Here is an 18,501-nt window from a genome sequence, read left to right on the forward strand (position 1 = left end):
GCCGTCGCACCCGACGCCGGACGGCGACCGACGCCGTCCCGCACCACCCGAAACGTCACGAAGGAGACCACGATGGCCGACCAGCCCGAGGCCCTGCGCCTGTGGGGCGGCCGCTTCGAGGGAGGACCGGACCAGGCCCTGGCCCGCCTCTCGCTCAGCACGCACTTCGACTGGCGCCTGGCCCGCCACGACATCGCGGGGTCGCGCGCCCACGCCCGCGCCCTCCACCGGGCCGGTCTGCTCACGGCCGACGAACTCGACCGCATGATCGCGGGGCTGGATCGGCTGGAGACCGACGTGGCCTCCGGCGACTTCACCCCCGTCCTGGAGGACGAGGACGTGCACACCGCGCTGGAGCGCGGGTTCATCGAGCGGGTCGGACCCGAACTGGGCGGCCGTCTGCGCGCCGGGCGGTCCCGCAACGACCAGATCGCCACCCTGGTCCGCATGTACCTGCGCGAGGAGGCCCGCGCCATCGCGGACCAGCTCCTCGACCTCGTGCGCGCCCTCGCCGACCAGGCCGGGGCCCACCCGGACGCCGCCATGCCGGGCCGCACCCACCTCCAGCACGCCCAGCCGGTCCTGCTCGCCCACCACCTGATGGCGCACGCCTGGCCGCTGCTCCGCGACGTCGAACGGCTCCGCGACTGGGACCGCCGCGCCGCCGTCTCCCCGTACGGGTCCGGTGCCCTGGCCGGGTCCTCACTGGGGCTGGACCCCGAGGCGGTCGCGGCCGAGCTCGGCTTCCCGGCCTCCTCGGAGAACTCCATCGACGGCACCGCCGCCCGCGACGTGGTCGCCGAGTTCGCCTTCGTCACCGCCATGATCGGTGTGGACCTGTCCCGGCTGTCCGAGGAGGTCATCCTGTGGGCGACGAAGGAGTTCTCCTTCATCACCCTGGACGACGCCTTCTCCACCGGCTCCTCGATCATGCCGCAGAAGAAGAACCCCGACGTGGCCGAACTCGCCCGGGGCAAGGCGGGGCGGCTGGTGGGCGACCTCACCGGTCTGCTCACGACACTCAAGGGCCTCCCGCTGGCCTACAACCGCGACCTCCAGGAGGACAAGGAGCCGGTCTTCGACGCGGTCGACAGCCTGCACCTGCTGTTGCCCGCCATGACCGGCATGGTCGCCACGCTCACGTTCCACACCGACCGCATGGCCGAGCTGGCGCCGCAGGGCTTCTCCCTGGCCACCGACATCGCCGAGTGGCTGGTCCGCGAGCGGGTTCCCTTCCGTGAGGCCCACGAGATCGCCGGTACCTGCGTGCGGGTCTGCGAGGAGCGCGGCGTCGACCTGCCCGACCTCTCCGACGCCGAGTTCGCGCGGATCTCCGAGCACCTCACCCCGGGCGTACGCGAGGTCCTCACCGTGGCGGGCTCCCTGGCCTCCCGCGCGGGCCGGGGCGGTACCGCCCCGGTGCGCGTGGCCGAGCAGCTCGACCGGCTCCGCGCCGACGTCGAGGAGCACCGGAAGGCCTTCACGGCCTGACCCGGGGGCCGCCGGACGGCCTCAGTCCGCCCGGCGGGCCGCCCACACCGAGCGGGTGGTGCGCACGGTGAGGTCGTCCCGGTGGGCGATCCCGTCCGGGGCGTCGGTGTCCAGGAGCCCGTCCAGGGCGGCGAGGTCCCCCGCCGAGAGTTCGTCGGCCACGCCCTCCCGGAGACGGCGCAGGCTGGCCAGGGCGTACTCGACGACCGTCGGGTTTCCGGCGCCCTCGACCGTCGCGGTCACCGTGCGCTCGGCCTCGATCCCGAACCCGGCGGCGGACAGTTTCCGGGTCCAGTCGGCGCCCCGGTGCGGTACGTGTCCGGCGTGCCAGCGGTCGCTCACCGAGTGCAGCACCTCCTCCAGGCCAGGGCGTCGCTCCGGTGCGTCCTCGGGAAGGAAGCGGGGGAATCCGGAGAGCTCCACCAGGGCCAGGAGCCCGTTCGGTGCGAGCAGGTCGCGCACGCGCCGCAGGGCGAGGTCCGGGTCGGCCATGTGGTGCAGGGACGCCGAGGCCCACACCAGGTCCGGTGTGCCGAGGTCGGGCCAGTCGGCCGCGTCGAGATCGGCCAGGACGGTACGGACGCGGTCCAGTGTCCCGGCCTCGCGGGCCTTGGCCCGCAGCCGGTCGAGGTGCTCGGCGGAGGCGTCGACGGCGGTCACGCGCGCCTCGGGGAAGCGGTCCAGCAGGGGGAGGGTCCCGGCGCCGGTGCCGCAGCCGAGGTCGAGGATCTGCTCCGGGGCGTCGCGCAGCGGCAGCCAGTCGATGACGTCCTCGGTCCGGCGGGCCATCACCCGCGCGTCGAGATCGAGGATGAGTCCCTGGTCGTGTGAGCCGTGGTCGTGGTTGTGGTCGTGCGGGTCGCCGGGGACCGTTCCGTGGCCCTGCTGGCACTGCTGGCCCTGCTGGCCGTGACCCGCGTGGTGGTCCTCGTGCGCGGTGGTGAGCGGCGTGTGCCGGTGTGCGTGCGTCATGGGGCCAGGTTAGACGGCCCTTGCGCCGATGGCAGGGTGTTGTGCGTTCAAGGCAAGAAACTCCGGCGGCGGGCGGCCCGCCGGGCAAGAACACCCGGGCGCGCCTATCCCCCGGAACCCCCGGGGTCGTCCTCGCCCCGCTGGTGCCCCCGGCGCGCGTCACTGTCGAAGATCCCCAGGATCTCGCACGGCCCTCCCTCGGCTCCGATCGCGTGCGGGAGCATCGTCGGGAACTCCGCCGCCTGGTTGGCCTCCATCCGGATGCGCCGGTCGCCCAGCAGGAGCACGGCGGTACCGGACAGCACCACCAGCCACTCCCGGCCCGGATGGGCCCGCATCCGCGAGGGGTGGTCCGGCGGCGGATCGGTCAGCCTCTGGCGCAGGACGGTCATGCCCGGAAGGGCTTTGACCGGCCACCGCAGCCGCCCGTGGGCGCCCTCCACGACCGGGCTGGTGACGACGTCGTCCGCGGCGCTCTCCACCAGCTGGTCCAGTGTGGTGTCCAGGGCCCGGGCCAGGGTGACCAGGGTGTCGAGGGCCAGCCGACGCCGCCCGTTCTCGATGCGGCTCAGCGTGGACGGGCTCATCCGGGCCCGCGCCGCCAGTTCCTCCAGTGACCACCCCTGCGCCAGTCGGAGCGCCCGGACGCGCCCCCGCACCAGTCGGTCCAGATCCCGGTCCTCCTGTGTCATGGCAGCACCCTACGTCCCCGGGGCGCGGTCCGCTCCGGATCAGGACTTCCACCGCCTTCGCCTGACATGCGAGGACACACCGCGCCGCCGGAGTTCCCGAGGTCCCGTCCCGAGCACGATCCAATCTCCGATTCCCCACGCGCCAGGGGGAAGAGTGCGGTAGCGTCCTGAGTCTGCGGACACCGCACGTGTTTCCATCTGCGCGTACCGTGACGACCCGTGCGGGGACCGGCACGCACCAGGCGTGGTCTCCGGTGCCCGCGTCGAGTCCGTGGGAGGAGCGCAGTGGGTCAGCCAGTGAGCACGGGTCGCGGGCCCAGGGCCGGAAACAGGTCCGGTATCAGGGCACAGCTCAACCGGATCGTCCTGATCCCCACCGTCACCTTCCTCGCGTTGTTCGTCCTGCTCAGCACGGCCACCCTCGCCCAGGCGGTCTCCCTGCACCACTCGGTGACCGACGGACGGGCCGGAGCCGACCTCGCCGAGGCGCTCGCCGCCCTCCAGGAGGAGCGCCGGCTCGGGATCGACTTCGTCACCGACCCCGGCGGGGACAGCCGCCAGGAACTCGTCGACGCCGCGCGCACCACCGACGCCGCCCTGGTCGGTCTCCGCCAGGTCCGCGACACCCTGGAGGGGGGCGCGGACGAGCCAGAACCCCTCGCCCTGGCGTTCTTCGGCTCACTGGAGGACGTCCAGGCGCTGCGTACCGACGTCCTCGCCGACCCGGGCCCGGTGGCCGACCTCCTGGACACCTACTCCGGCGCGATCGAACAGGGCATCCGCCTCTACTCGACCACCGTCCAGGGCCTGGACGACGGACTCGTCTCCGACGCCGCCTCCGAGGCCGACAACCTCCTGTGGGCCCAGGAGAGCTTCGGCCACGCCGACGCCGTCATCACCGCCGCCCTCGCCGAGAACGACCTCACCCGCCCCCACCAGGCCGAGATCGCCTCCCTCGCCGGAGACGCGCGCCGCCGCCTGAGCGCGGAGGAGCTCCCGCGAGAGCCCTCCGACGACCGCGGCACCGACGCGCCCACCGAGGCCGCGTCGGACACCGAGGCCGAGGACGAGGCCGCCCGCGTGGAGCGCATCACCCGCAGCGCCGCCTGGGTGGAGGCCATGGGCATCGCCGACACCCTGGTCCAGCACGAGGCCCCCGTGAGCGTCGACCCCCTCACCGGGGAGATCACCCGCGACCCCGCCCCGCCCGGCGGTCTGGGCGACTGGCGCGCGGCGGCCGACGAGGTCAACGCCGGGTTGGCCGAGGTCACCACCGACCGGGTGGACAGCGTCGTCACCTCCACGGAGGAGGCGAGTTCGTGGATGTTCACGATGGCCCTCGGCGGCGGCATCACCTCCCTGTTCGCCGGAACCGTCGCCTACGGGGTCGCCGCCAGCTCCGCCAGCCGCCTGACCTACCGGCTGGCCAGGCTCCGCGCCGAGACCCTCGGCATCGCCCGCAGTGACCTCCCCAGGATCGTGCGCCGACTGGAGGCGGGCGAGAGCGTGGACCTGGACACCGAGATGAAGCAGCTCGACCACGGCACCGACGAGGTCGGCCAGGTCGCCGACGCCTTCAACATCGCCCAGCGCACCGCCGTGGGAGCCGCCGTCAAGCAGTCCGACATCCGCGCGGGAGTCAGCCGGGTCTTCCTGGGCATCGCCCACCGCAACCAGTCGCTCGTGCAACGCCAGCTCCAGCTCCTGGACCGGATCGAGCGCGAGGAGGAGGACCCGGACCTGCTGGAGAACCTCTTCCAACTCGACCACCTCGCGACCCGGGGGCGCCGCCACGCCGAGAACCTCATCATCCTCGGCGGTGCCCAGCCCGGTCGGCGCTGGCGCCACCCCGTCCCGCTCGTGGACATCCTGCGCGGCGCCATCTCCGAGACCGACGAGTACGCCAGGGTCGAGCTCACCTCCGTCCCCGACCTCTCCCTGGTGGGCGCGGTCGTCGCCGACGTCATCCACCTGCTCGCCGAGCTGGTCGAGAACGCCACCGCGTACTCGCCGCCCCACACCAACGTCACCATCGCCACCGACAACGTCCCCAAGGGCGTGGTGATCGAGATCGAGGACCGGGGCCTGGGCATGACCGAGGAGGTCCTGGAGGAGAACAACGCCACGCTGTCCGAGGCGCCCGAGTTCGACGTCATGACCCCCGGGACGGACGGTCGGCTCGGCCTGTTCGTCGTGGCCCGGCTCGCGCTCAAACACGAGATCGGCGTGCAGCTCCGGCCCTCGCCCTACGGCGGCACCCGCGCGGTGGTGCTCGTCCCGGGCGCACTCGTGGTCTCCAGCGGGGGAACGCCGGTCGAGCGCCCCCGCGCGGCCGTGCTCGCCCGGTCCAACGGCGTACGCCCCGAACCGACCGCGGACCACGACCATGACGACCCCGCCGACCTGCTGGCCACGGAGGGCGGCTCCCGGCACGCGCGCCCGGTCCTGCGCTCGGTGCCCGAACACGACGACCCGCCCCCCGTCCCGGTGTCGGGCGAGCCCGGCCCCGGCACCCCCTCGGGCGGCCACGGCCCCGGCGGACCGCTCCTGCGCCAGGTGCCCGACCTGTCACCCGAACCCGCCCCCGAACCGGTGCCCCGTCAACGGTCCCGGGGCACCGGCCACGCGCCCCTGCCCCGCCGCGGCGCGGACGACACCGGGGTCGGGGCCGGGCCGGACCGGGCCGGTCTGCCCCGGCGCAGGCGCCAGGCCAACCTCGCGCCCCAGCTCCGCGACGACCCCTCGACCGGAGCGGTCCCGCGCGGACCCGAACCGGTGTCGCAACGCAGTCCCGAACAGGCACGTCGCATGATGGACGCCTTCAGCGCCGGAACACGACGCGGCCGAGCCGAGGAGATCGGCCCCGAAAAGCCCCGGCACAGCAGTGATGACCAGGTCGGTGCAGGCGCCGACGACCACACAGGAGAGAGCGACTGAGATGGTGGGCATGAGCAAGGCCGCGGACAACCTGGACTGGCTCCTGGACGACCTGGTCGACCGTGTCGTGGGGGCCAGCCACGCGATCGTGCTGTCGGCCGACGGACTGCTCCTCGGGCGCTCCCGGGGGCTGGTCGCGGACGACGCCGAGCATCTTTCCGCGGTGGCCTCCGCGTTCCAGAGTCTGGCCCGGGGCACCGGCCGCCACTTCGGCGGCGGAGACGTCCGCCAGACCGTGGTCGAGATGGAGCACTCGTACCTGTTCGTCACCGCGGCCGGTACCGGGGCCTGCCTGGCCGTCCTGGCCACGGAGGACGCCGACGTCGGGCTGGTCGCCTACGAGATGAACCTCCGGGTCAAGCGGGTGGGCCAGTTCCTCACCGCGCCGCCCCGGCGTCCGGGCCACCTCACGGCCATGGGAGGAGGGAGCTCGTGAACACCTCCGGCGAACAGTACGGCGGGCCGCTGGCGAGCGTGCCACCGGTGACCGGGAACCAGGAGGGCGCGGGGCCCGCGCGGCGCACGCACCCCACCTGGCACCGGGGCCGAGGACACCCCACCTCCGAGGGGCCCGCCTCCGGCATCACCCCTGGCGACGCCCCGGCCGGCCCGCTGGTGCGCCCGTACACGATGACGCGGGGCCGGACGCGGCCCGGCAGCGCGGGCCGCGGGCTGGACCTGATCACGATCGTCATGGCCGCACGGGAACGCGACGACCGGCCCCGGGACCCCGAACTCCAGGCGATCCTGACACTGTGCCGTCGTCCCATTTCGGTCGCGGAGATCTCCGCGCGCCTGGACATCCCCCTGACGGTGGTCAAGGTCCTCCTCGGAGACCTGGTGGCCCAGGGGGACGTCCACACCCGGGCAGCGATGCCCGTGACCCAGCTACCCGAGAAGAAAGTACTTCAGGCGGTACTCGATGGCATCCGCAGACTCTGAGATCCGACCGGGGGCACAGACGGCGCGCGAGGCGCCTGAGGCGATACCCCAAGCGGTCAAGATCATCATCGCCGGAGGGTTCGGCGCAGGAAAGACGACGATGGTGGCCTCCGTCAGCGAGATCACCCCGCTCAGCACCGAGGAGGTGATGACCGAGGCGAGCCAGGGGGTCGACGATCTCGGGGGAGTGGAGAACAAGACCACCACGACCGTGGCACTGGACTTCGGCCGGATCACGATCAACGAGGACATCGTCCTGTACCTGTTCGGCACCCCCGGACAGGACCGCTTCTGGTTCATGTGGGACGAGCTGGTGGAGGGCGCCCTGGGCGCCGTGGTGCTCGCCGACACGCGCCGACTGGACACCTGCTTCCACGCGGTGGACTTCTTCGAGCGCCGGGGGGTGCCGTTCGTGGTCGCGGTCAACCAGTTCGACGGGGCGGCCCACTACGAGGCGGGAGAGGTGCGCGAGGCGTTGGACATCCCGGAGGAGGTTCCCCTGCTGATGGCGGACGCCAGGGTGCGGGGGTCGTCCAAGGACGTCCTCGTCCGCCTGGTGACCCACGTCATCAACAGCCGCCGTCCGGTTCTCAGCGGTTGACCGGGTGACCCCGCCAGTCCGAGCCGGGTCGGTCCGTTGTACGTTCGGGAGAAACGCCCGTGAATGTGGTGTTGAACGCTACAATGTCGCGGCAGTGACCACCCGCTTTGACAGCGAGCCCCATCCACTTCTCGTCTGAATCCTGGTATGCGAAACTCTGACCGACTTCCCCCACGCGAACTGCCCAAGCGGCGTTCCGGACGCCACCGCAACCCGCTGTCCTTCGACAACTGGTTCGGTACCCCCACCCTGATCATGGCGGTCCCGGGCACGGCCGAACAGGCCAGGGACGCCGACGGTGAGTTGATCGGTTCCCGAATGGCCGACCTCGTCCGGGCCTACCGCCCCGAGGTCACCATCAGGTTCGGGCACACCGAGGGCAACGAACTGGGTATCGGCGAGGCCCTGGCCGACCTGGAGAAGTCCGAGGGCCGACCGCTCGCCGGCGTCGTGGTCCCCCTGGTCACCGCGCCGCACTCGGGCACCAGCGCGGCGATCCGGGCCGCGGTGGCCGAGTCGGGCGCCGACGTCCGCGTCACCGAGGGCCTGGGACCGCACCCGATGCTCGCCGAGGTGCTGCACCTGCGCCTGGCCGAGGCCGGGTTCGTCCGTGCCGACCGCATGCGCCTGATCAGCGTGACCGCCCGCAACACCACCATGGCGGACGGCGTCGTCGTCGGTGCCGTGGGCGGTGAGGAAGCCGTGGCCGCCGCCGGTGTCACCGCGGTGCTGCTCGCGGCCAGGCTCGGGCTGACGGTCCTCCCGGCGGACCTGGAGAACGAGGCCTCGGTCGAACAGGTCGTCTCCCAGCTGCGCCAGGGCGGTTGCCAGCGTCCCGTCGTCGCGCCCAGCGCTCTCGGGCCGGAGGTCGGGGCCCGGTACCTGGCCGAGCTCGCCGAGCGCCACGGCGCCCGACCCGGCGCGCCCCTGGGCGCCGACAGCCTGCTGGGCAAGATCGCCGCGCTGCGCTACGCGGAGGTGCTCAACTCGCTGGGGGTGGAGCAGCCGCCCACCGCCGAGGAGCTGCCCGCGCCGGTGGGCTCCCGTCACCGTCCGGAGTCCTGATCCCGCGACACGCCCCGCCAGGACCGCTTCACACAGGGCCGCCCGGACCACCGGGCGGCCCTGTCGCGTACGCCGGGTGTGACCTGCTCCTACACGGGAGCGTCGCTGGGTCCGGAGGGTCGGTGGGCACGGTTCCCACAAGGACTTATAACTAGTCGTGATCGTTTGACAACGTACGGCAATGTTTTTTCGATAGCCTCGGCAGGACCGAAAGCCGCCGAGGCTCCTCCTCAGGACGCCCCGGCACCCGCACGGGCTGGAGGGGCCATGCGAAGAACTCACGCGTCCAACCGGACGATCCGCGGGCAGCTCAACCGGATCGTGCTCATCCCGAGCCTGTGCTTCCTCGCGCTCTGGCTCATCGTGGCCACGCTGGGAACCGCGCAGGCCGCGCAGCTCATGAACGCCGTGGGCCAGGCACGCGAGGGCACCGAGGTCCTGTCCAGGGCCGCCACCGAACTGCGCGCCGAACGCCGACTGTCCATGGTCCACCTGGGAGTCCAGGACGGGGGAGGGGAGCCGACCCGCGCCGACGACCTGCTGGAGCAGCGCGAGACCACCGACTCGGCCCTGTCCGAGGCCGTCGACCTCGCCACGAGGATGGAGCGGGGCAGGGACGCCGAGGTGAACCGCAACGCCACCCTGGTCTCCGGAGCCCCCGACCGCCTGGCCGCGCTGCGCACCATGGTCGACGCGCGCACCGTCAACCGGGAGGAGGCCCTCGGCGGCTACGGTGACCTGCTGTCCGCCCTCACCGACACCGTGATCGCGCTTCTGCACACCACCGACGGCGGCGAGAACCTCACCGACGCGGTCCTGACCAGGGAGATGCTCGCCGCGCGTGAGGACTACGCCACGGCGGACGCACTGCTCGCCGGGGTCATCGCGGCGGAACGCATGACCTACGAGGAGACCGCACACTTCACCTTCCTCACCGCCTCCTACCGCGCCACCCTGGACACCGTCGGCCACGCCATGCACCCCAGCGTCCGGGCCGCCCACGAGGCCCTGACCCAGGACGACACCTGGACCCGCGCGGAGGGCTTCAGCCGCAGGGTCGTCACCCGCCCGCCGGTCGCCCAGAGCGACGACCTGCCCCCAGGCCAGGCACCCCTCACCGAGTGGAACTCCGCCATCGACATCGAGGCGCAGGAGTGGGACACCTCCTCGGCCGTCGCCGCCAGCTCCCTGGACGACATCGCCCGGACCCAGATCGCACGCACCGTCGACCTGGCCTGGAGCGCCGCGCTGCTGCGGGTCGCCCTCGGGGTGGCCGCCGCGGCTGTCACCCTGCTCGGCGGCGTGGTTGCCATCGCGCTCGTGGGCCGCTCCTCCCGCCGTCTCACCGAACGCCTCACCTGCCTGCGCGAACAGATCCTCGACCGGGACGCCGACCTGCCCGCCATCATCGAGCGGGCCCAGCGGGGCGACAAGGTCGACGTCGTCGACGAGCTCCCCGCCCTGGACGAGGAGGGCGACGACGAGATCGGCCAGGTCGCCGACGCCTTCGACACCGCCCAGATCACCGCGGTGGAGGCGGCCGTCCGCCAGGCGGAGATCCGTCGGGGCGCCAACCGTGCCTTTCTCGGGATCGCCTTCCGCAACCAGACCCTGGTCCAGCGCCAACTGCGGCTCCTCGACGAGATCGAGTACAAGGAACAGGACCCCGAGGCGCTGCGCCGGCTCTTCCGCCTGGACCACCTGGCCACCCGGGCCCGCCGCTATGCGGACAACCTCATCATCCTGGGAGGCGGCCAGTCCGCCCGCCGGTGGCGCCAGCCCCGCCCCCTCGTCGACGTACTGCGGGCGTCCGTCGCCGAGACCGAGGACTTCGAGCGCGTACGCCTCACCTCCGCGCCCAGGGTGCTCATGCACGGGCAGGTGGTCGCCGACGTCGTCCACCTCCTGGCCGAACTGGTGGAGAACGCCACCCAGTTCTCCCCGGCCGGAACCACCGTCGACGTCGGGTGCAGCCCGGTCGGCGGGGGGCTGGTCGTGGAGATCGAGGACCGGGGGCTGGGCATGTCCGAACAGGGGTACGCGGCGGCCGAGCGCACCCTCACGCAGCCGCCGGAGTTCGACGTCATGGCCCTGCCCGACGACCCCCGCCTGGGGCTGTTCGTCGTGGCGCGCCTGGCCGAACGGCACGGCATCCGCGTGTGGCTGCACCCCTCGCCGTACGGGGGGACCCTGGCCACCGCCCTCATCCCGGACAGCCTGCTGGAGCCCGTGGACAACCCCGTCCCGGTCACCGGCGCCCCCTCAGGGGTGCCCGCCTTCCCCGGCGCCCTGGGGCACCTCGCCGACCAGGGGCGGGGGACGGGCGCCCAGGGGCCGTTCGGCCGGTCCGGACCGCAGGGGGTCCCCGAGCGCCACGACCCGAGCCCACGGACCGGACCGCAGGCTCGGACCGGACCGCAGCCCAGGAGCGGCCCGCAGCCCCGGACGGGTGTCGCGCCCCGGCAGGGCGTCCAACAGGCGAGCGGACCGCAGCCGAGGAGCGGCCCCCAGGCCCCCGCCGGGCCCCTGCCCCAGCGCAACCCGCAGCACCGGGGCGGTTCCACCGACCCGCGGTGGCCGCACACCCCCTCCGGGGCGCAGCGCCCCCACCTCCCCCCGGGACCGAGGAACCGCGACGGCTCAGCCCGGCCGCCCGTCCGGTTCGGCGACTCCGGCGAGCAGGAACCGTCCGGTTCCGCTCCGCCCGGAACCGCGCCCTTCCCGACACCGCCAGGAGGACACAGTGAGCGCTGAGGGCCGCCACGCCCGTCGGCTGACGGAGCACGGCACAGCCGACCGCACCGCCGACCGCGGTCCCGGACACGTCGACGAGGGGGAGGACGCGCTGAACGAGCGGTTCCTGCGTCCCTACGCCGTCGACGTCGGCACCCCGGAGCGGGCCGCCCTCACCGAACCCGCGGCGGCCTCCGCCGAACTCGACCTGCTCACCCTGGTCGTGGCGGCCCGCACCCCCGGGCACCGGGAATGGCTGCGTCCCGAGCGCGAGGCGATCCTCCACCACGCCGTGCGCGCCCGCACCGTGGCCGAGCTGGCCGCCGAGGTCGGCCTCCCCATGGGGCAGGTGCGCTCGATGGTCACGGACATGGTCGCGGAGGGCGCGCTCCAAAGGTGCGGGCCCTCCCGGCCGCTGGGGCGCGACGACATCCTGCACGCCGTGCTGGTCGGGCTGCGTTCGCTGTGATCCCGGCCGGTGGGCTCGGTGTTCCTCGTCACCCGGTGCCGGAGCGCCGGGTGGGCGCTTGCTAGCGTGCGCCCATGCGCAGCACCGAACACATCGGCATCATCGGAGCGGGGATCGTCGGACTGGCCCTGGCCCGCCACATCACCCTCCACCGCCCCGGCACCCGCGTCACCGTCCTGGAGAAGGAGAACCGGGTCGCCGCGCACCAGACCGGCCACAACAGCGGCGTCGTCCACGCCGGGCTCTACTACCGGCCGGGATCGCTCAAGGCGACCCTGTGCCGCAGGGGGGTCGGTCTGCTCCGGGACTACTGCGCGGAGCACGGCCTGCCCTACGAGGAGGCGGGCAAGCTCCTCGTCGCGGTGAACGCGGAGGAGGAGGCGCGCCTCGACGACATCGAGGCCCGGGCCAGGGAGAACGGTGTTCCCGGGGTCACCCGGCTCGGCCCCGACGGCCTGCGGGAGATCGAACCCCACGCCGCCGGGATCGCGGCCCTGCACTCGCCCGCCACCGCCATCACCGACTTCGTCGCGGTCGCCGAGCAGATCGCCGACGACGTGCGCCGTTCCGGCGGCCGGGTCCTGCTCAACACCCCCGTCATCGACATCCGTCAGGTCCACGACGGCGCGGAGGCCCTCACCGGCGATCCCCGGGGAGAGCGGGTCATCCACCGGTTCGACCGGATGGTCCTGTGCGGCGGGCTCCAGAGCGACCGGCTCGCACGTATGGCGGGCGGGGGCGACGATCCCAGGGTCGTCCCCTTCCGGGGCCACTACCACGAGCTCGTCCCCGAACGTCGTGACCTCGTCCGGGGGCTGATCTACCCGGTCCCCGACCCCCGGTACCCGTTCCTGGGCGTGCACCTGACCCGTCACGTACACGGCGAGGTCATGGCCGGCCCCAACGCCATCCTCGCCCTGGCCCGCGAGGGATACCGCGCCCGTGACCTGCGCTCGCGCGAGCTCGCGCAGACGCTCGCCTGGCCGGGGTTCTGGCGGCTGGCCCGGCGGCACTGGGCGGTGGGGGCGAGGGAGACCCTGGTCTCGGCCTCCCGAGCGGTGTTCGCGGGGCAGGCCCGACGCCTGCTCCCCGAGCTGACCGCCGCCGACCTGCGCCCCGCTCCCGCCGGCGTGCGCGCCCAGGCCCTGGGACGCGACGGCGAGCTGCTGGACGACTTCCACGTGGACACCCACGGTCGGGTCGTGTGCGTGCGCAACGCCCCCTCACCGGCGGCGACCTCGTCCCTGGCCATCGCCGAGTTCCTCTACGACCACCACGTCGAGGGGGCCTGACCCCGTGACGCGGCGCGGAGCCGGACGCACGGGGTCCCCGGGGGCCACCGCGACGCACGGGGCGCCGGGGCACGGTCTCCGGTGTGTCGGAGCGGAGTTATCCACAGGTTCGAGGACACCCTGGTACCGGGCGTCCGCCCGGCGGAGCATGGAATCACCGGTCACCCGGGAGGGTCCCGAGGTCACCGGCGGAGGTGACCATGCGTCTGACCAGCTGGGCCCCGGTGGCCCTCGCCACGTTGCTCGTACTCGTTCTCACGGCGGCCGCGTCCGCCGTCGGCCCCCGAGGAGGCCCCTTGGACGGATTCACCATCGGCCACCTGCCCGCCCAGGTCGGCCCCCAGGCCTCGGCCTCGGACTTCACCTACGAGTGGGGGGAGGTCTCCTTCACCCAGAGGGCCTGGGAGCAGGCCAAGGAGGGCGGCGGCTTCGAGGTGCTGCTCCAGGTCCTGGTCCTACGCGGTGAGGGGCTGACGGACCTGGAGGCGGTCCGCGCCTTCCTCACGGACTACCACGAGCGCGACCCGGACTCCTGGGAGCTCGGGGAGTTCGACAACAACGGCACCGCCGGACTGCACGGCGGCTCGGAGGCCTTCTGGAGCCCCGAACCGGGAGTGGCGGTCGAGGTCCGCGACCCCTTCGGCCGCCTCGGTGAGGAGGAACTCCTGGCCACGGCCCGGGGCGTGCGTCACGAGAACCCGCTCTAGGGTCGGCCCCGGGGTGCCCGGGCGCCCCGGGTCGGGGAACCTCCGGGGGCGGGGAGCTTCCGGGGCGGGTGCGTCCAGGGCCCCGCGCGTCGTGAACCGGGGACCGCGTTCGGCCACCCTCGCGAGGGCCTGGCCACGGGTGACCGAAAGGACGCGGGGGCCGCCCCATCGATCGCGGCGGCGACCCTGGTGGCACGACATGACAAGACGGCGGCCCCCAGGACAACGGGGGCCGCCGTCGGGTCGGAACCGGTTCAGCAGCCCGCGAGGACCTCGCGCAGGGCGGCCTCCTCGTCGGGGTCCGCGGTGAGGTCCCACTTGTGCTTGACCTCGATCCAGGACACCACGTAGTCGCAGTGCGAGGACTCCAGGGGCGGCAGCCAGTTCGCGGGGTCCGCGTCACCCTTGGCACGGTTGGTCGACGCGCTCACCGCCCACAGCTGGGACGAGTCGAGGTCGTTGGCGAACTTCTGCCGTTCCTCGGTCGACCAGGAGTGGGCGCCCGAACGCCACCCCTCCTTGAGCGCCACCATGTGGTCGATGTCGATGTCCTGGGCCTCGGTGAAGGTCTCACCGTCGTAGGGGCTGTACCAGGAACCGGACACCGGCTGGCAGTTGTCGTTGGTCTGGACGTCCTCGCCGTCGCGGAGCAGTACCACCTGACGGGTGGAGCAGTTGTCCTGGACTCCGGAGTCCCAGTGGGGGAACAGCGCGCGGTCGTACCCGGGCGGGTCGTCCTCCTCCTCGATCCGGATCTCCTCCAACCGCTCCCTGGCCTGGTCGACGTCGGAGGAGCCCGCCGAGGAGGAACCCCCTCCGGGGGAGCCCTGCGGATCGGCGGGATCACCGAACTCCAGGTCGATCACGCCCAGCTGTTGCAACACGAAGGCGGCCAGCACGACGACGCCGATGACGGTGCTGACGACCGCGGTCAGCCGTGAGGCGGGCTTCTTCCCGCCCTTGGCGGGGGGTCGGGGGGAGGACTTCTGGGCCATCGGGGAACTCCAACACTGTGGTGCCTGCCGACACGGGCGGGTCGTCCGGTTCGGGTCCCTCAAGCTTGACCCATCGGAGAACCGGTCCGTAACGGTGTCCGGGGTGAGTTCTTCCTGGCGGCCGGGCCCCGAGCGACCGGGCCCCGGGGCCGGGGGAGGACGTCCGCGTGGGGCGTCCCCGACCTCAGGCGCCGGTCCCGATCGGCCCCCCGCCGTCGGGAACGGGTTCCAACTGACGGAGGAAGCCGTCCGTGAGCAGGGCGAAGCTCGCGTCGACGTCCTCCGGGAGGCCGAACCCGCCCCGGGTCTCCAGGTCGACGAACCCGTGCAGGGCACTGCGCAGGGCGCGGATCGTGTGCACCATCCGCTCATCGGGGATCGCGAACCCCCGCAGCACCGCGGTGATCACCTCGACGGGACGCGCGAAGAGCCTCTGCGCCTCGGTGTCCGACGGGGACGGCGACCGTTGGATCGAGGAGTAGCGCCCGGGGTGCTCCAGCGCGTACCGCCGGTAGGAGGCGAACACCGCGCGCAGGGCTTCGGGACCGGACCGGCCGACCGCCGACGCCTGTAGGCGCTCGGCGAGTTCGGCCACGGCGAGCAGGGACACCGCCCGCCGCAGGCCGTCCAAGCCGTCGACGTGCTTGTACAGACTCGGGGTGGCCACCCCCAACCGCTTGGCCAGCGCGGCCAGGGTCAGGGCCTCGAACCCGTGCTCGTCGGCGAACGCGGCGGCGTCGGCGGTGACCACCGAGGGGGTCAGCCCCGCCCTAGGCACCGGCTTCCGCCTTCGCGACCAGGTCGAGCAGCACCGGGACGACCACGTCGGGTCGCTGGGACTGCGCGTAGTGACCGCACTCGGGGACCATGACCACGTCGCCTCCCACTGCGGAGGCCACCCAGTCGGCCTCGGCCCAGGGGTCCTTCCAGTCGGGGTCCAGCTCGCCCATGACCACCACGGCACGTGCGGCCATCCCGCGCGCGTCGTCGATCGTCTCGTTGGGAGCCGCGATGGTCCGGGCCACGGCCGCGCGCCGGTCGGCAGGTCGGAGCATCGCCCGGACACGCTCCTTCTGCTCCCGGTGCCCTTCGGGGACGCGTCCCTGGTGCAGGGAGTCGTAGACGGCGGTCAGACCCCACGACATCCAGGGTCCGGAGACGAGGAACCGCAGGGCGGCGCGCTCCAGGAGGTTCTGGACTCCCGGACGCAGGAAGGGGCCGAGCAGGGCGACGCCCGCGACGAGCTCGGGGCGGTCCAAGGCCGCGATGGTCGCGGCCGCGGCCCCCATCGAATTGCCCGCGACGACCACCCGCAGGGCGCCGAGCTCCTCGGCCAGGGCGACGACGTCACCGGCGGTCGCCCGGCTGTCGTACCTCTCGAACGTGGTGTCGCTGTCTCCGTGGCCGCGTAGGTCCATGACGGCCACGCGGTGTCCGGCCTCGGCGAGCGCCGAGGCGACGAACCGGAAGGAGGCCCGGTGGTCGAACATCCCGGGAACGCAGATCACGAGTGTTTCGGTGTCGCCCTCTCCATGGAGGTCGTAGGCGATTCGCCCCTCCGGGCGCTGGAGGTGGTGCATGTGGGGTTCCCTCTTCCGTGGCCGAGCCGATCAGCTCATGCCCATAGCCCTAAAGCTAATGACATTAGCCAAGCGCGTCAAGTGCCCCGTCGCTGACCACGCCGCCCGCGCCACCACCGCCCGGCAACGCCGCCACCACGCGCCCACCGTGTGAACTGCGCCGACGCACGGCCGCTACCGTGGCCGTGTGAGGGATAACCGGGTGCCCCACACGCGCACCCGCCCTACACTGCTAGGCAGATCGGGCCGAAGGGCCCGCCTACACAACAGAGAGCTACACAGTGATCGACATCATCGACGAACTCCAGTGGCGCGGACTCATCGCGCAGACGACCGACCTTGACGCACTCCGCAAGGCGCTGGCCGATGGTCCGATCACCCTCTATTGCGGATTCGACCCCACCGCGGGCAGCCTGCACGTCGGCCACCTCACCCAGGCCCTCACCCTGGCCCGCTTCCAGCAGGCCGGACACCGTCCCATCGCGCTCGTCGGCGGCGGCACGGGGCTCATCGGCGACCCCAAACCCAACGCCGAGCGTCAGATGAACTCGGTCGAGACGGTGCGCGGCTGGGTCGGCAACCTCGCCGGCCAGCTCTCGGCCTTCCTGCGGTTCGCGCCCGAGGGCGAGCAGGCCGGACCGACCGACGCCGTCCTGGCCGACAACGGCGACTGGCTGGGGGAGATCAACGCGATCGAGCTGCTCCGTGACGTGGGCAAGCACTTCAGCATCAACCAGATGCTCGCCCGGGAGACGGTCAAGAGCCGTCTCGACGGAGAGGGCATGAGCTACACCGAGTTCAGCTACGTCCTCCTCCAGTCCTACGACTACGTCGAGCTCTACCGCCGCTACGGGTGCACGCTCCAGACCGGGGGCTCCGACCAGTGGGGCAACATCACCGCGGGCCTGGACCTCGTCCGGCGGATGGAGGGCAACGAGCCCCACGGCCAGGCGCACGCCCTGACCACGAACCTGCTCACGAAGGCCGACGGCACCAAGTTCGGCAAGACCGAGACCGGCACGGTCTGGCTCGACCCCGAGCTGACCTCGCCCTACGCCTTCTACCAGTTCTGGTTCAACGCCGACGACCGGGACGTGGTCCGCTACCTCAAGGTGTTCAGCTTCCTGTCCCGCGAGGAGATCGAGGACCTGGAGCGCCAGACCGTGGAGCGTCCGCAGGCCCGAGCCGCCCAGCGCACGCTCGCGGAGACGCTGACGACGCTCGTTCACGGTGAGGAGGAGACCCGCAAGGTCAAGGACGCCAGCCTGGCGCTGTTCGGGCGGGCCGACCTCTCGGAGCTCGACGGCCGCACCCTGGACGCGGCTCTCGCCGAGGTGCCCAAGGCCGAGGTCGACGGTCCCGTCGAGGAGCTACTGGTCGCCGACCTGTTCGCCCTCAGCGGTCTGACCCCGAGCAAGTCGGCGGCCCGGCGCGCGATCCAGGAGGGCGGGGCCTACGTGAACAACGTGAAGGTCACCGACGTCGAGGCGCGGCTGGGCGCGGACGACGTGCTCGCCGACCGCTTCGTCGTGCTCCGCAAGGGCAAGCGCAACATCGGCGGCGTTGTCCTCAAGGGATAGCGAGAGCGCCGAGCGGGACGCGGACGAGGGCCGGACTCCCGTGGGGGTCCGGCCCTCGTCGCTGCGTGGACCCTCGGCCGGGCCCACCCCGGGTTTGACCCGAGGGTGAATCGGGCATGACCGACCATGTCTGAGCACAGCCGACGTACCGGCGCGCACCTGGTGTGAGGCCCGCGCGCGGGAAAGACCGAGGCCCGGATCGCCGAGAAGGCGACCGATCCGGGTCCTCACTTGACGTCTGCCCGCGGTTCTCCTACAATCGGACAGGTCGCCGCGGGACGGCGGGCGAAACCCCTGTGGTCCGCGCCCGGAACCGGGCCGCGACCATCGACCCCCTCTCCACAGCATCGTGGTTCGAGCAGTCGCTCGGAGCAGGTAAGCTCAGGGAGTTGCTTCGAAAGGCCCACGGAAACACGGGCCAGGAAAAGCACCGGGAATTCTTTCC

At 72.7% G+C, this 18,501-nt stretch carries 16 protein-coding genes; 11 read left to right on the forward strand and 5 right to left on the reverse strand.

Annotation, left to right across the window (positions count from 1 at the left end; genetic code table 11):
• The first annotated feature begins 72 nt into the window (after positions 1–72).
• Complete coding sequence (argH, locus tag ABZ635_RS18205) at positions 73–1,491, forward strand: argininosuccinate lyase (protein WP_357766229.1); 1,419 nt, start codon at positions 73–75, stop codon at positions 1,489–1,491.
• 21 nt (positions 1,492–1,512) lie between these two features.
• On the opposite strand, the gene ABZ635_RS18210 is transcribed toward argH, so the two are convergent.
• Together ABZ635_RS18210 and ABZ635_RS18215 are read right to left on the reverse strand one after the other, a co-directional pair.
• Positions 1,513–2,463, reverse strand: a complete 951-nt coding sequence (locus ABZ635_RS18210) for a class I SAM-dependent methyltransferase (protein WP_357766232.1) — start codon at positions 2,461–2,463, stop codon at positions 1,513–1,515.
• Positions 2,464–2,567: 104 nt separating this feature from the next.
• On the reverse strand, positions 2,568–3,155 hold the full coding sequence (locus ABZ635_RS18215) for an XRE family transcriptional regulator (RefSeq protein WP_357766235.1): 588 nt from the start codon (positions 3,153–3,155) through the stop codon (positions 2,568–2,570).
• A gap of 285 nt (positions 3,156–3,440) precedes the next feature.
• Here ABZ635_RS18215 and ABZ635_RS18220 point away from each other — a divergent pair, with 285 nt between their 5' ends.
• From ABZ635_RS18220 to ABZ635_RS18260, 9 genes are all read left to right on the forward strand, one after another.
• Positions 3,441–6,092 carry a nitrate- and nitrite sensing domain-containing protein gene (locus tag ABZ635_RS18220; protein WP_357766238.1) on the forward strand — a complete coding sequence of 884 codons (2,652 nt, stop codon included), beginning with the start codon at positions 3,441–3,443 and terminating at the stop codon, positions 6,090–6,092.
• A 1-nt stretch (position 6,093) separates the two neighbouring features.
• Positions 6,094–6,528 carry a roadblock/LC7 domain-containing protein gene (locus tag ABZ635_RS18225; protein ID WP_357766241.1) on the forward strand — a complete coding sequence of 145 codons (435 nt, stop codon included), beginning with the start codon at positions 6,094–6,096 and terminating at the stop codon, positions 6,526–6,528.
• A gap of 47 nt (positions 6,529–6,575) precedes the next feature.
• Positions 6,576–7,034, forward strand: coding sequence for a DUF742 domain-containing protein (locus tag ABZ635_RS18230; protein ID WP_357766286.1), 459 nt, complete (start codon positions 6,576–6,578; stop codon positions 7,032–7,034).
• A complete protein-coding gene (locus tag ABZ635_RS18235) occupies positions 7,015–7,635 on the forward strand; it encodes an ATP/GTP-binding protein (RefSeq protein ID WP_357766244.1) in 621 nt (206 codons plus the stop codon). The genes ABZ635_RS18230 and ABZ635_RS18235 overlap by 20 nt, the downstream gene beginning before the upstream one ends.
• A 147-nt stretch (positions 7,636–7,782) precedes the next feature.
• Positions 7,783–8,700, forward strand: coding sequence for a cobalamin biosynthesis protein CbiX (locus tag ABZ635_RS18240; protein ID WP_357766247.1), 918 nt, complete (start codon positions 7,783–7,785; stop codon positions 8,698–8,700).
• Between the two features lie 267 nt (positions 8,701–8,967).
• Positions 8,968–11,454 carry a nitrate- and nitrite sensing domain-containing protein gene (locus ABZ635_RS18245; protein WP_357766250.1) on the forward strand — a complete coding sequence of 829 codons (2,487 nt, stop codon included), beginning with the start codon at positions 8,968–8,970 and terminating at the stop codon, positions 11,452–11,454.
• Positions 11,444–11,902, forward strand: coding sequence for a DUF742 domain-containing protein (locus ABZ635_RS18250; protein ID WP_357766253.1), 459 nt, complete (start codon positions 11,444–11,446; stop codon positions 11,900–11,902). Before ABZ635_RS18245 ends, ABZ635_RS18250 begins: the two co-directional genes overlap by 11 nt.
• A 74-nt stretch (positions 11,903–11,976) precedes the next feature.
• Positions 11,977–13,194, forward strand: a complete 1,218-nt coding sequence (lhgO, locus tag ABZ635_RS18255) for an L-2-hydroxyglutarate oxidase (protein WP_357766255.1) — start codon at positions 11,977–11,979, stop codon at positions 13,192–13,194.
• Positions 13,195–13,394: 200 nt separating this feature from the next.
• Positions 13,395–13,901 (forward strand): hypothetical protein, encoded by a 507-nt coding sequence (locus ABZ635_RS18260; RefSeq protein ID WP_357766257.1) that lies wholly within the window; start codon positions 13,395–13,397, stop codon positions 13,899–13,901.
• A gap of 254 nt (positions 13,902–14,155) precedes the next feature.
• Here ABZ635_RS18260 and ABZ635_RS18265 read toward each other — a convergent pair whose 3' ends face one another.
• The 3 genes from ABZ635_RS18265 to ABZ635_RS18275 form a co-directional block, all read right to left on the reverse strand.
• Entirely contained in the window at positions 14,156–14,896 is a 741-nt protein-coding gene (locus ABZ635_RS18265; protein WP_357766259.1) for an HNH endonuclease family protein, read from the reverse strand.
• Positions 14,897–15,080: 184 nt separating this feature from the next.
• A complete protein-coding gene (locus tag ABZ635_RS18270; RefSeq protein WP_357766261.1) occupies positions 15,081–15,674 on the reverse strand; it encodes a TetR/AcrR family transcriptional regulator in 594 nt (197 codons plus the stop codon).
• A complete protein-coding gene (locus ABZ635_RS18275; protein WP_357766265.1) occupies positions 15,667–16,476 on the reverse strand; it encodes an alpha/beta hydrolase in 810 nt (269 codons plus the stop codon). The genes ABZ635_RS18270 and ABZ635_RS18275 overlap by 8 nt, the downstream gene beginning before the upstream one ends.
• A gap of 281 nt (positions 16,477–16,757) precedes the next feature.
• On the opposite strand from ABZ635_RS18275, the gene tyrS reads away from it, so the two are divergent.
• Positions 16,758–18,056, forward strand: a complete 1,299-nt coding sequence (tyrS, locus tag ABZ635_RS18280; RefSeq protein WP_357766268.1) for a tyrosine--tRNA ligase — start codon at positions 16,758–16,760, stop codon at positions 18,054–18,056.
• Positions 18,057–18,501: the final 445 nt, after the last annotated feature.

The organism is Nocardiopsis sp. NPDC007018 (genome assembly GCF_040635075.1).
In the GTDB taxonomy this organism is placed as follows: domain Bacteria; phylum Actinomycetota; class Actinomycetes; order Streptosporangiales; family Streptosporangiaceae; genus Nocardiopsis.

Bases quoted from the DNA above. Each gene is read 5' to 3' on its own strand.
- argH (WP_357766229.1), top strand. From the start codon at position 73: ATGGCCGACCAGCCCGAGGCCCTGCGCCTGTGGGGCGGCCGCTTCGAG.
- ABZ635_RS18210 (WP_357766232.1), bottom strand. From the start codon at position 2,463: ATGACGCACGCACACCGGCACACGCCGCTCACCACCGCGCACGAGGAC.
- ABZ635_RS18215 (WP_357766235.1), bottom strand. From the start codon at position 3,155: ATGACACAGGAGGACCGGGATCTGGACCGACTGGTGCGGGGGCGCGTC.
- ABZ635_RS18225 (WP_357766241.1), top strand. From the start codon at position 6,094: ATGGTGGGCATGAGCAAGGCCGCGGACAACCTGGACTGGCTCCTGGAC.
- ABZ635_RS18235 (WP_357766244.1), top strand. From the start codon at position 7,015: ATGGCATCCGCAGACTCTGAGATCCGACCGGGGGCACAGACGGCGCGC.
- ABZ635_RS18240 (WP_357766247.1), top strand. From the start codon at position 7,783: ATGCGAAACTCTGACCGACTTCCCCCACGCGAACTGCCCAAGCGGCGT.
- ABZ635_RS18245 (WP_357766250.1), top strand. From the start codon at position 8,968: ATGCGAAGAACTCACGCGTCCAACCGGACGATCCGCGGGCAGCTCAAC.
- lhgO (WP_357766255.1), top strand. From the start codon at position 11,977: ATGCGCAGCACCGAACACATCGGCATCATCGGAGCGGGGATCGTCGGA.
- ABZ635_RS18260 (WP_357766257.1), top strand. From the start codon at position 13,395: ATGCGTCTGACCAGCTGGGCCCCGGTGGCCCTCGCCACGTTGCTCGTA.
- ABZ635_RS18265 (WP_357766259.1), bottom strand. From the start codon at position 14,896: ATGGCCCAGAAGTCCTCCCCCCGACCCCCCGCCAAGGGCGGGAAGAAG.
- ABZ635_RS18275 (WP_357766265.1), bottom strand. From the start codon at position 16,476: ATGCACCACCTCCAGCGCCCGGAGGGGCGAATCGCCTACGACCTCCAT.